Source organism: Streptococcus canis, assembly GCF_900636575.1.
GTDB lineage: Bacteria > Bacillota > Bacilli > Lactobacillales > Streptococcaceae > Streptococcus > Streptococcus canis.
In genome coordinates this window covers 1,345,160-1,357,720 of sequence record NZ_LR134293.1, presented here as the reverse complement: position 1 = coordinate 1,357,720, position 12,561 = coordinate 1,345,160, and the positions used below count along the sequence as shown (strand labels likewise).

At 36.6% G+C, this 12,561-nt stretch carries 10 protein-coding genes and 4 pseudogenes; 1 reads left to right on the top strand and 13 read right to left on the bottom strand.

Annotated elements, in window-relative coordinates:
* Nucleotides 1-225: 225 nt before the first annotated feature.
* The 12 genes and pseudogenes from EL097_RS06955 to EL097_RS06900 form a co-directional block, all read right to left on the bottom strand.
* Nucleotides 226-605 (bottom strand): annotated as a pseudogene (locus EL097_RS06955) (transposase); the annotation flags it as partial.
* Between the two features lie 96 nt (nt 606-701).
* A pseudogene (locus EL097_RS06950) lies at nt 702-1,045 on the bottom strand (replication initiator protein A); the annotation flags it as partial.
* A gap of 107 nt (nt 1,046-1,152) precedes the next feature.
* A complete protein-coding gene (locus tag EL097_RS06945) occupies nt 1,153-1,671 on the bottom strand; it encodes a ClbS/DfsB family four-helix bundle protein (RefSeq protein WP_129545004.1) in 519 nt (172 codons plus the stop codon).
* 444 nt (nt 1,672-2,115) lie between these two features.
* A pseudogene (locus tag EL097_RS06940) lies at nt 2,116-3,618 on the bottom strand (IS1182 family transposase).
* A 223-nt stretch (nt 3,619-3,841) separates the two neighbouring features.
* Nucleotides 3,842-5,023: an ROK family transcriptional regulator gene (locus tag EL097_RS06935; protein ID WP_003044017.1), complete on the bottom strand. Its 1,182-nt coding sequence runs from the start codon at nt 5,021-5,023 to the stop codon at nt 3,842-3,844.
* A gap of 125 nt (nt 5,024-5,148) precedes the next feature.
* Nucleotides 5,149-5,457, bottom strand: coding sequence for a PTS lactose/cellobiose transporter subunit IIA (locus EL097_RS06930; RefSeq protein ID WP_003044019.1), 309 nt, complete (start codon nt 5,455-5,457; stop codon nt 5,149-5,151).
* Nucleotides 5,458-5,466: 9 nt separating this feature from the next.
* Nucleotides 5,467-5,778, bottom strand: coding sequence for a PTS sugar transporter subunit IIB (locus EL097_RS06925; RefSeq protein ID WP_003044021.1), 312 nt, complete (start codon nt 5,776-5,778; stop codon nt 5,467-5,469).
* A 10-nt stretch (nt 5,779-5,788) separates the two neighbouring features.
* Nucleotides 5,789-6,688 carry a DUF7916 family protein gene (locus EL097_RS06920; protein ID WP_003044023.1) on the bottom strand — a complete coding sequence of 300 codons (900 nt, stop codon included), beginning with the start codon at nt 6,686-6,688 and terminating at the stop codon, nt 5,789-5,791.
* A 3-nt stretch (nt 6,689-6,691) separates the two neighbouring features.
* Entirely contained in the window at nt 6,692-8,020 is a 1,329-nt protein-coding gene (locus EL097_RS06915; RefSeq protein ID WP_003044025.1) for a PTS sugar transporter subunit IIC, read from the bottom strand.
* Nucleotides 8,021-8,100: 80 nt separating this feature from the next.
* On the bottom strand, nt 8,101-8,652 hold the full coding sequence (locus tag EL097_RS06910; protein WP_051026413.1) for a hypothetical protein: 552 nt from the start codon (nt 8,650-8,652) through the stop codon (nt 8,101-8,103).
* A 133-nt stretch (nt 8,653-8,785) separates the two neighbouring features.
* Nucleotides 8,786-9,409, bottom strand: coding sequence for a glycoside hydrolase family 16 protein (locus tag EL097_RS06905; RefSeq protein ID WP_051026414.1), 624 nt, complete (start codon nt 9,407-9,409; stop codon nt 8,786-8,788).
* A 23-nt stretch (nt 9,410-9,432) separates the two neighbouring features.
* Nucleotides 9,433-9,639 (bottom strand): hypothetical protein, encoded by a 207-nt coding sequence (locus EL097_RS06900; RefSeq protein ID WP_003044027.1) that lies wholly within the window; start codon nt 9,637-9,639, stop codon nt 9,433-9,435.
* 240 nt (nt 9,640-9,879) lie between these two features.
* Here EL097_RS06900 and EL097_RS06895 point away from each other — a divergent pair.
* Nucleotides 9,880-10,985, top strand: a protein-coding gene (locus EL097_RS06895; RefSeq protein ID WP_086014927.1) for an IS3 family transposase whose coding sequence is annotated in 2 segments (ribosomal slippage) — nt 9,880-10,156 and nt 10,156-10,985 — 1,107 coding nt in all. Because the reading frame shifts where the segments join, the coding sequence is not laid out codon by codon here.
* A 43-nt stretch (nt 10,986-11,028) separates the two neighbouring features.
* Here EL097_RS06895 and EL097_RS06890 read toward each other — a convergent pair.
* Nucleotides 11,029-12,561: pseudogene (locus EL097_RS06890) on the bottom strand (phage tail tip lysozyme); the annotation flags it as partial.

The window sequence follows — 12,561 nt, the reverse complement described above, 5'->3', positions numbered from 1 at the left end:
TAAGAAGTTCTAACCAACACTTGCTGAAATCATCAACTCTATCAGCATCAGAGTAATGAGGCTTGTCATCGCGTGCAAGACCGTGTTAAATGCTAATCTTTCTGTTCTATTATGGACGACAGCAAATACTAAACCAGATACAAAATTAAAAAGTCTTTCTGTTAGTTTGAACAAGGGCTATAAACCCCTATTACTAGCCAACGTCTAAAGGCGTTGACTCAGTATGTCATAGTCTCTGATAAGAATGATTCTAATTTTATGTGTTCCTAATCTTTTCTTGGCTTTGTGATATATTTCAAGAATAAGTTTTCTGTACTTTTGGTTATCAAATTCCCGTTTTGAAGGTTTATATTTTAAATAAGCATAGTAAGTAGAGCGATTAACCTGTCAAACGCGACACAAAGTCTGTATCGCATGCTCGAATTTGAATTCTGCATGAAGACGGCAACGGTATCATCGTCAAGTTTGACTTGATGGTATTGCTTGATCCAACGAGCCAGTGCAGAGTGAGAAATACCGTAATCTTTACAGAGTTCGGTTTGTGTTTTTCCTGTTTGGTAGAGATTGACGAGAAATTGTTTAAACTCTTCATCATAGCGTTTAAATAGCGTTTAAAACCTGACATAAAAAAGTCCTTTTGTTTTAGTATCTTCTGAGACATACTATAGCACATATTTTGTGTCTATGTTTATAGTATACGTCCAGTCTTTGACATAAATGATGTTCGGCTTATCAAATCCAAGTCTTACTCGTTCAATTCGTCCGATTCCTTTTTTGACATCCAGCTCGTCTAATGTTTTTATAACGGTAGGTTTGGACATACCTCGTTTTTTCATAATTTCTTCGACTGTAAAGTAGATATATACTCTTCCTTATCTATCCAATTATTCTTAAAGGACATTCCTGTTCGTTTTAAAAGCATGGAATAAAGGATAATTGCTTCCGCAGACAGTCCTTTAAATTCTTCTGCGTCCACCAATATTTCAGGCACTTTCAGAAAGTTAAATCGTTCTGCTTCTCTGTTATAGAAATAATCAAAGTCCATTGCTTCACCTCCTCCCTTATAAATTTGCAAAGAAAAAGACGATAGTTTTTTCTTCTATCGCCTTTGGTGACCATTTTTATGAACTTTTTTAAAGTTAAAAATATAGTTTATAATACTACCTTCTTCCATTTTCTGATTTTAGTTCGGAAAGTTCCAAAAGGTGCAACCGTATTTACATGAATAAACTTATACACCTCCCAAGTCGCTGTTTTAGTCGCTTCGTCAGCCCACTTTCTCATATGCGGTTCAAATAATTCTTCCTCACTCAACGAATCAATCATTGCATAGATAGAATTAATATTTTCATTTAATTTTGCTTTCAACTCTTGCAAAGATAAATGAGCATAGGTATCTGTGAACCACTGATATAATTCACCAAGCTGATTCCATTTAAATTCATCCGATGGTGTTTTTACTTGAAGTCCCTTTTTTTCATCTTCTTCCCATTTAAGAACTAAGCTTGTCCATCCAACCTGATATGAAAGGTTTTCTGCTGGAGTTCTATCAACTTCATCAACTCTCTTGTCCTTTAAATTTTCTGGAATATTATCAAATTCTGAAATATATTTCTCAAATGCTTTATTTATTTCTTTTTTCAGCTCTTCTTTATTTTCGTATGTTCGCAAAAAAATCACCTCCATTCTGATTTATCAGTACCCTAAATTAAACAGATCTTATTTTCTCCTTTACCTCTTCAAAAAATATTATATTTCTATACCTTTTACGAATAAAGCTTTTCAAAGGCAGTGACTATTCTCAGAAATATTATGATTGTAAACAAGATTATATCTATTAACAACCACGAACTCTCTTCTTTTCTATTATTATACTACTTTTCTCTAAATGTTAAAATAAGGATATTATCTTATTGATTTAAAAATACTAACTTTAAAATATGTAGTATCAACATATAGAACTCACACTTCTATCGACCATCTTGGTGATATCAGAAAATCAAAAAAGTGGGGGCAAAACTATTCCCACAGATACCCTACCTGTCAGAACATTTTGCACCCCCTCTGCGTATGTGGGAATAAATTTTATACTTTACCGCTATCAATCCAACTACCTCACTTCAGATTGTTTGATTGATACTTCACCCAAAAATTCAAAAAAGGCTTGAAATCAAGGCCAGACCGCAGAGAAACCCTGCTTTTTGTTCGGGTTTGTCTTTTGTCATTCTCTAAACTAGTAAAAATGTGAGAAAGTGGCTCATTTGAGCCAAATAAAAAGGCCTTCCTAGACATGATTTTGGTGTATTTTTTGAGATTGATGCAGGCTAACGCTAGCCCAAGCTTATCCTGCATCTTGGACTTACCAATCTGTCTCGTGTACCTGAGGTTATGATACTCCTTGGCTGTCCCAAAGAGTCGCTCAATGGTCTCTTTCCGTTTCTGCTCTCTCTCTTTCATCCCTCTCTGATGCCGAATATCCTCACAAACCTCCAAAGCATCCTTCCAGACATGACGAGTGACAACCTTTTGCTGATCTCGCCTTTCGGTACAAAGGGATAAGAGTGGACAAGTGGCACAAATCTTAGGGGTGCTCTTATAGTCACGGTAACCATCACGGGTGGTTGTGCGGTAGGTTAGAATCTGATTTTCAGGACAAAGGTAGACATCATAATAGTCATCATAGATGAAATCCTTAGGGCGAAGTTTCCCCTTTTTGCCTCGGAGTCGGGTATAGGGAAATACAGGTGTAATGTCTTCTTGGAGGAGAAAACAGACAATAGCTGGCGTCTTGTAGCCAGAGTCCGCAATCAGGTAAGTTGGTTGAAAATCTTTAATCTGCGCAAAGAGCTTTGAAAAGGCTTGGCTATCATGGACATTTCCTGCATGAACAGAGTAGCCCAAAGCCCAACCGTATTTATCACAGGCGACTTGTGCGGTGTAAGCGAAAACTTCCTTATGGTCTCCTTTATGAAACCAACCACTCTCAGGGTCAGTGGTAGAGATTTTCTTAGCCCGTGGCTTACTTGCTTTTGCGGGCCTTAGCGACTTTTTGTCATACTTTCTCCTGTCCTTCTCAATCTCTTTTTCTAACTGGTCACTCATAAACTTGGCTTGTTGGTCAACTTCCTGGTTGATATACTTGCGACCATTAGCGTTGGCCTTGATGTGGGTGCCATCCACAAAAATCTCGACTGGGTCTATTAGGCCTGCGTTGATAGACAAGGCTAGGATATGACTGAAGATAGCTTCAATAACCTTCTTGTCCTGAAAGCGTCTAGTCACATTTTTCCCCTAGGTCGTGAAGTGAGGAACCTTATCTTCCAAGGTTAGCCCAAGAAACCAGCGATAGGCCACATTGACCTCGATGTCCTTGATCGTTTGACGCATGGAGCGAATGCCAAACAGGGTTTGAATAATGGGAATTTTAATCAGAAGAACAGGGTCCAGACTAGGTCTGCCATTGTCAGGACAGTAGCTATCCTCCACCAAGTCATAGATGAAGGAGAAGTCAACAGTCTCTTCAATCTGACGCAGGAGATGGTCTTTGGGAACCAGCTCATCTAAGCTGTAGAAACCGACTAAACCTCGATTATCGTTAGGATTTTCTTTGTGAAACATAGCCATTCCTCCCATTTTTTCCTATCTCTATTATAGCACTTCACATTACAAAAAGCCCTTAGAATAAGAATTCTAAGGACTTTGTCTTCAGTCTGAAGGAGCAATCAGACTAAACTAAATGCTCCTATTATTTATCTAAGTTCCTATGACCAAACGCCTTATCAAGTTTTTTTGAGTCACCTTAAACGTCTAGCTTAATTTTACAAATTGGGAATAACTAAATTTACTTAGACAATATCGTTTGCCGCAATGCTAATGCTGATGCTCCAAGAGCTCCAAAATTGGCTTTGTATGGAAGAATAACACGTTTTACTTTTCTATCAGCATCAATAATTGACTTACTGGCTTCTAGTTTTTTTCTAAGTTTTTCAGCTATTAGTTCTTCTTCAAAGAGTTTACCATGAATATAGATGGTCTCTACATCTACAAAAATTAAAAGGTTATTAATTAACTGAGCTAAGTATAAAACCGATTGATCTATAATTTGATAGATCAATTCTTCTCCCATACGATAGGCCTGAATAATATGTTCAATAGTTAAATCATCAACTGAATCAACTAAATGTGATAAAAACTGAGTTCTTCCTGACTCATAAGCAAGCCTAGATTTTTTTACAATCCATGATAAACTGGAATAAGTTTGTAAACAACCAGCCTTTCCACACTCACACTGCTCACCATTTGGATTCATAACACTGTGACCAACTTCACCAACGAGATAATTACTATCTCCGTATAACTCTCCTTGATAGACATAAGCTGCGAATATACCACGTTTAAGATTAACAAAAACAAAATTAAGGATATCTTTATAAGAATCATAATAAAGTTTTGCTAAAGCCATACATTTAACATTATTTTTCACATAAACAGGTATATGGATATTATTCTTAATTTTTGAAATTTGAAACTGAGACCATATCTCTCTATTGGATAAAATAATATCTTTCGTTTTATCGTAATGCCCTGGAATAGCAATTCCGATAGCCCTAACAACATAATCATTATTAACCTCAATAAAATCAACAATGATTTTCAAAACATCAGTCTCTGATAACGGAAAAGAATAATTACTATCTTGGGTGATTACTGTAGAAGAAATAACTCTACCAACACTATCTGTTAAACAGCAAACAATTTTCACTTCACTAATCTCAACACCGATAAAATACGCATGATCGGCAACAATTTGTAACGGGATTTTCTTTCTACCAGTCTTTAAATCTTTCAACCCACCATTTTCTTCAAAAAGAATCTTTTTAGAGATAAGATAAGCCGTTATTTCTGTAATTGTTGCGGGAGTAATATGAAGTAATCTAGCTAAATCAGCTCTTGACATTGGACCATGAAGGTATAAGCTATTCACTATTTTTTGACTTTGTATTAATTGTTTTTTTGATAACATAGAAATCCTTATAAAAATGAAACGTTTTCCTATCATTTATTCTATCTCAAAAGCCTACTTCCGTAAAGGAAGTAGGCTAGTTTTGTTCATTTTTTATTTAAAGTTAGCTATTTGCCACAAAATCCTTATTTTGAACGATATAAATCAACGATTTCTTTTGCAAGATCTAAAAATGTCATTGAAGTCATTAAATGATCTTGACTATGAATAGTCAGTAAACTTAATGAAAACTCTTCGCCATCCGCTTCTTGTGAAAGTAATTTTGTTTGTGCTTGATGAGCTATAATTAGAGTTTCCTGAGCTGATGCTATTTTTTCATCAGCTACGCTAAAGTGACCAATCTTTGCATTGTTAATAGCTTCCATTGAAAGACTCTTAGCTTCACCACTATTTATGATTAAGCTCATGATAATTTCTAATTGTTCTTCTGACATTTTCTTCTCCTATTCTATAAGTGAAAGAGCAGTATCTAGAACTTTACCACCATTCATCATGCCATAGTCTTGCATATTAATTACTGCTAAAGGTATTCCATATGGTTCTAATTTGGTTCGCATATTATTTTCTTCATAACGAACTTGAGGTCCTAGTAATACAATATCAATCGTATTATTATCTAATTCTTTATCTAGTTCCGCTACAGAAACAGCATAAATTTTAGCTACAATATCCTTTTCTTGAGCTGCTTTTTCCATTTTTGAAACTAGAAGACTTGTTGACATACCTGCAGCACATGCTAATAAAATTGTTCTCATTATTTTTCCCTTATCTATTAATTGATTTACCAATCATTGCAAGAGTGTGACGCTGTCCACGGATAGCTTTACTCATTGTAAAAATATTTTCAACTGGTGCTAAACCACCATATCCAGAGTCTCCAATATGCTGTATATCTACGCCACACATTTTATTTTTAAGTGCCATATAACGGATAGTTTCAGGTTCAGAACTCTCTTGACTAGTTCCAATAGCAGTCATTACTAATGCCCCAGCTTCATGCGCTACTTTAACAATTGATGTTAAATCTCCAACTGTAAACCCTGGTACCGTCCCTATTGACGGTGCTAAAACAACATCCGCACCAGCCTCTACAAGAGATTTCACTGCCTCCAAATCAACAACAGCTTCATCTACTCCCGCTGCATGCATTTTCCCAGCAAAAATGAGACCAGAAAACTCTGTTTTTGCAATGGAAACAGCTTCAAGAATGGCCTTATTGGTAACACCTGCACCCGGATTTCCTGTAAAACAAACAAAATCAAAACCTAATTTTTCAATCTCCTTGATACTCTCAAGTCGTGCCTGTCGTCCTTTTGAAATGGACAATTTTTCTTCTATCATTTCTGCATCATCATCTACTGGCTCTAAATTAATACCAATTGGACGCCCTACCAAATAATGAAGTCTGTCAACAAAATTACCTTCATAATTTCCTAAGCCTGCAATATCAGGTTCAAAAACATCTACCAAGTTGAGTAATATAAGATCAGCACCAAAAGCTCTTGCCATCTCAGAATTGGTAAATTCCGAAATATATGGCTCTCTAGGTGCTACATTCTCTGAGAGAATAATACGTCCTTCAGAAGCTTTTATGCTCTGTTTTAATTCAGCTGCTGACATCGCTAACATCTCTGAAGTATTACAATTTAAAAATCTTTTTACCATTATTTATTCCTCACTTTTCTCTTGTTTTTTAAATTCTTTTTCCATAGCCATAAAGAACGGCAGATATAGTGCTATGTCAATGATAATTAAAACAATTTGTAGTAGTGATCCCATAACACTACCAGTAGTTAGGAAGCCTGATAAGATTGGTGGCATAGTCCATGAGGCTTCAGCACGAGTTAAAGGTACAAGTCCAGATGACATTGCTAGCCATGCAACTATTGTATTAACCATTGGAGCTAAAATAAACGGAATAAGTAATGATACATTCATAACCACTGGAAGTCCAAACATTGTTGGTTCATTAATATTAAAGAAACCTGGTATAACAGTTAAAGGAGCTAAAACTTTAGATTGTTTACTACCATTTTTCCTTTTTGCATACCAAGCGATACATAGTACAAGACCAATCGTAGCACCCCCACCACCGATATAGACAAAGTTATCCATAAATGGTGTAGTAAAAATTTCTTTCAATGGTTCTCCAGCTTGATAAGCAGAAACATTTGATGATAAATTATCTATCCATGTTGGCTTCATAATTGCATTTACGGTATTACCGCCATGAATACCAACAAACCAGAATAATGAATTAAGACCTGCTAAAATACTAACCCCAATAACATTACTTCCTAGCAATCCAAGAGGCTTACCTAGAATTGTTTGAGCAAGCTCATGGAGATTTGGAAGATTATTTGCATCTAAAATCCCATATAACATTAACCAGAATGTTATTATAATAGCACCAGGAATAATTGCTGAGAAGCTTCTTGCAACTGCAGGTGGAACAGAATCTGGTAATGTTATCTGGATATTATGATTTATAAACCAATCATAGACTATTGCACTAATTAAACCAAGTAAGATTGCAACAAAAACACCCTTCGCAGACATATATGAAGCCATAATACCGCTTGGAACAGCAAAGCCTTTAGGTAATGTTACATCAGGATTTGCCAATGCAACTATACTAGAATTAACATATGGTGTTACGGTGATAAATGAAGCCAGTGAAATTAAACCTGATGCTACACCGTCTACTTTTTCTTGTTTAGAGTAACTATACGCAATCCCAAATGCTGAAACAAGTCCTAAAAGACTAAAACTACCATCAACACCTTTCCAAAGATAACCAGCAACTCCAATTTCTCCTAACCAAGACTCCCATCCTGGAAAAGGAAATGACGCGATAATCATAAATATAGAACCAATAATAAGTAATGGCATTGATAGGGTAATACCATCACGTATTGCTACTAAAGCTTTATTGGAGCTCATTTTTGCTGCCACAGGCATCAGTCTGTTCTCAATGAATTGATTAAATCCATTCATAAAATATACCTCTTTTCATTTTTATATTTTTTACTATATTCATAAACTGTATCTTGAACAATTCTTCTAAACAATCTAATTCAGTGGTTTAGTAAAAAGTCGCCACTGATTGATGTTTCAAATACTCTTCTTTTATTAGGGCTAATTGGATCATTTAAATTCGTAAAAGTAATAGCATGCGTAGAGTAATCTATCAAGATTTCATCAGGATTAACCCAATTCCATCCTTTTGGAAGTGAAATAGTTGATAGTTTTTGACCTTTGACTCCTTTTAATCTTTCTGGGAAAATAATCAAATAGCTGTGAGCTCGTGTCATCTTATAAATAGGAGTCCCTCTTCCTGAGTAATCATTTGCGTTCGGTATTGTTGTGTAGTAAATATTATATATTCCCGAAGGAAGATTTGAAATTTTAGAATAACTATTAGAATTTTCTACAACGTTTACAACTTCATTTCTCCCTCCTGCACTTCTGGAATTAACAAACATATGCTCATTATCTATTGAATACTCAACTCTGTACCCACTATTATTTACAGATACTCCCTCAAGGAGCGAAGGAATAGTACCTTCGATTATAATATGATTTTTAACACCATTTATAATGGGCTTTGTTTTATAATAAGAATCCATTGATGCTTTTTGTTCATCACTTTGTAATCAACGAACCCAATCAACTTCAACAGATTGTCCCGCAAGATTCTTTCCAGCAATACCAAGCCAGTTTCCACCAGTAGCAAGATTAAATTGGATGTACTGTGGCCTATTAAAGGCTTTTTTTTAGAGCTTGGGAACGTTCTGAATTATCATAAACTATCGTGTTATAAACCACATCATCTACATACCATTCAATACAATCCTCTGACCAATTAATCCCAAAAACATGAAATTCTTCAGAAAAATCTTTATCTAATGTAAGATTTCCACTAAATCCAGAGCCTGGATTACCATTTTTATCAGCATCTTCCTTATCATAGTAGAAATGAGGAGTTCCATAAATAACTCTATTACCACGACCACTAGAGGAGCCAATTAACTCCATAATATCAATTTCTCCAGTTGACGGCCATCCATAACCTTGACCAGATTCAATCCTTCCGTCTAAATTAAAATCTGCTCCAAGTGTCCAAAAAGCTGAAAAAACTGCTTGACCTTTAGGTAATTTCATTTTTGCTTCTATTCGACCAAACAAAAATTCTTGCTTTCCAACAGTTCGTACACTACCAGAATTATAATGAACTAATCTTGCATTTTTTCCATGTTTTTGACGGTTATAATATTGATCTTCAGAAGGACGATCAATAACTTTTAAAATAAGTTTACCATCAGTAACATCAACATTATCCTTACTACTATAATGTTGTTGCTCATTTCCACGTATATTCCCCAACTCATATCCCCAGTAGGAATTATTTAATTTTTTCCTTCAAACTCATCTCTCCAAACTTCATTAAAGACTGTGTTTTCATATACTTTTAAATTATCTAATTTAGTAACTGTATTCAATGTATTGTAATCGCATTGATTATCGTGCCATTTAACCAGTCCAGCATGTGTAGCATCCCCAATTGCAGTAAAGGTGATTTCTTGTTTAGACCACTTACCTATCGAATCATTCATATGTGATACACCTTTACCTCCTGCTAAGGTTTTTTGGTTCCCATCACTAGATAGACTTTTTACATCAAAAAATGCACCCTCAGCTCTAGCATTTCCATTAACTTCAATTTTTATGTCAGCAATAGCAGTATAGCTACGACCTGATATCGTTTTTACTCCAAAAAGTACAAAATTGAATAGGTTACACTAAACTAGACAGTCTTATAAAGTGTTCTACACTAAAGAAAATAGGAGAATATTATGTCTAGAAAAATACGTCGCCACTTCGCCGACGACTTTAAGCAACAAATCGTTGACCTTCACAATGCAGGGATGAAACGAAGTGAGCTTATCAAAGAATATGAGTTAACCCCATCAACCTTCGATAAGTGGGTACGTCAGGCAAAAACAACTGGTTCCTTTAAAACTATTGATAATCTTACAGATGAGCAGCGTGAGCTGATGGAACTCCGAAAGCGTAATAAAGAACTCGAAATGCAGCTAGATATCCTAAAGCAAGCGGCGGTGATTATGGCACGAAAAGAGAAGTAATCACTGCTAACAAAGACAAATATAGTATTTCAGCCATGTGTCGGTGGTTGGGTATTCCTCGTTCTAGCTATTACTACAAAGCTGTGGAATCCGTATCTGATACCGAGCTTGAAGAAAAAATCAAAGCTATTTTTCTCGAAAGTAAGGCCAGATACGGGGCTAGGAAAATCAAGAAATGTTTGAAAAATGAAGGCATCCAGCTGTCTCGTCGTCGGATTCGTCGCATCATGCACAGACTCAACTTAGTATCCGTTTACCAGAAAGCAGCCTTCAAGCCATATTCAAAAGGGAAGAATGAGGCAGCTATTCCTAATCACTTAGCCAGACAATTTCATCAAGAAAAGCCTCTAAAAGCTTTAGTGTCAGACTTAACCTACGTTCGTGTCGGTAATGGTTGGGCTTATGTTTGCTTGATTATTGACCTCTTCAATCGTGAAATCATCGGTCTGTCAGTTGGTTGGCACAAGACCCCCGAATTGGTCAAACAAGCGATTCAGAGCATCCCTTACGCTCTGACCAAAGTCAAGATATTCCAGTCAGATCGTGGGAAGGAGTTTGATAATACTTTGATTGATGACATGTTGGAGGCCTTCGGAATCACCCGCTCTCTTAGTCAAGCAGGTTGTCCTTACGACAATGCCGTTGCTGAAAGTACCTATCGTGCTTTCAAAATGGAATTTGTCCACCAGGAAACTTTCCAGACGCTAGAAGAATTGGCCCTCAAAACTAAGGACTATGTCCACTGGTGGAATCACCACCGCATTCACAGCTGCCTCAACTACCAAACACCGATGACCAAACGTTTAGTCGTTTAGAAAAAGCACTTTATAAAATCTGTACAGAAAAGTGTTGCCTTTTCATGATAATATTCTCTCCATCAAGAGATACCTTGCCATCCATTGGAGCCACAATGACTTGACCTTCTTTTGCTTCTAAGATGATATGGTGATGAAGCGTTGGTTTCTCATCAATGACCTCATAACCATATCGGTAGGTCATGTTTAAACTATCCTCATCGTTCTGTCCCTGAAAGGGATTGGCCAATTCTTGAAGGGCTAGGTAGTTGCCTTCTTCGGTCAACTCCTTTAGTTCTTCCTGATCCTCATCAGACAGCTTGTAAGCAGGTTCTTTATACAAGTCAGACATGGATTTAATAGAATCACCATCGTTTAAGTATGTCCACACTTGACTGAGAAATGCTTTATAAGTCGCACCACCTGTTTCCATGACATCATCTAACTTGTAGTCTTGGTATTGATGATTCATGTAAACCATGACCTCATCAATCTTGGTGTAATAGGTAATCCCTTTTTCGTTGGTTCTCGTATGCTCCGCATCTTCCCACGTCATGTGGGTATAGGCCTTGGTCAATTCCATTTCATCTTGTTGAATGACACTGCTTCCTGAGACACTCATGAAAAAGCTCAACATCAAAAGGAGTATCAAGAGAATGCCTGAGACAATCCAAGTCAAAGGATTTCCCGCAATAGCAGAAAAGAAGGTCAGACTGCCCTTAATGGCTTGGGCAATCCCCTTAACTCCTGCTAGACTGTGCTTTTTGGCATGCTTTAAAAAGGTTCGGTAGCGTCTTTGTGGTTTAAGAGGTTTCTGCCGTGTGAATCCTTTTCCCTTTTTGAAGTTCTGGAATCGTTCCTTTCCATGAGCCACTTTCGTTTTTGTAAAACGCACACCAGTCTGACCACTTTTCACCGCCACTTTACCTGCTTGATAGGTAAACCTGCCATAGCGTCTGGCTTTCAAGCTAGTATCCTTTAATGTTCTTAGACCATCTAAATCATCATCCTGTGCCACCAAGTCAAGCGATTCAGATGCAACTAAGCCTAATCCAGCTTTGACTTTGGTAGAACTTTTCTTAGACTTTTGGACTTTCTTGAGTTGTTTGACCTCACGTTTGGCAGAACTTACTTCTTTTTCTGCACTTAGTCGATCAAATGATTTTTCTTGGTGAAACTGAAAGCGAGACTTCAAGGAAGGATTTTCTTTTTGGAAAGTAAACTTAGGATTAACTGATTTTGACTTTTCACTTAGTTTCACTTCTGACAAATGTTTTCTTGCCGTCCGCAAACGTTCTTGAGCTTGCGGAAGTCGATACTTCTTGATTTCCTTTACCTTCAACAGTCTAGGAGACACATAGGTAATTTCCTTTAGGAACTTCTCTTCTGCTTCCTTTTGGCTACTGAGTAGATTTTCTTTTAACTCTGTATTCTTTTCCTGAAAAAGAGAATTTCGGGTTGGTTTTCGAAATCGTCCTTTTTTTGGAACAGTCTGTCTTAAGGTCCTAACTTCTTTCCGGTAATACATACGTGCTGATTTTAAGTTGCTTCGAAAGTTTTGTCTGGCTTGTTTGATCAGCTTTTTATCCTCTTTCAT

Bases quoted from the DNA above. Each gene is read 5' to 3' on its own strand.
- EL097_RS06935 (WP_003044017.1), bottom strand. From the start codon at position 5,023: ATGTTATCAAAAAAACAATTAATACAAAGTCAAAAAATAGTGAATAGC.
- EL097_RS06930 (WP_003044019.1), bottom strand. From the start codon at position 5,457: ATGTCAGAAGAACAATTAGAAATTATCATGAGCTTAATCATAAATAGT.
- EL097_RS06925 (WP_003044021.1), bottom strand. From the start codon at position 5,778: ATGAGAACAATTTTATTAGCATGTGCTGCAGGTATGTCAACAAGTCTT.
- EL097_RS06920 (WP_003044023.1), bottom strand. From the start codon at position 6,688: ATGGTAAAAAGATTTTTAAATTGTAATACTTCAGAGATGTTAGCGATG.
- EL097_RS06915 (WP_003044025.1), bottom strand. From the start codon at position 8,020: ATGAATGGATTTAATCAATTCATTGAGAACAGACTGATGCCTGTGGCA.
- EL097_RS06910 (WP_051026413.1), bottom strand. From the start codon at position 8,652: ATGGATTCTTATTATAAAACAAAGCCCATTATAAATGGTGTTAAAAAT.
- EL097_RS06900 (WP_003044027.1), bottom strand. From the start codon at position 9,639: ATGAATGATTCGATAGGTAAGTGGTCTAAACAAGAAATCACCTTTACT.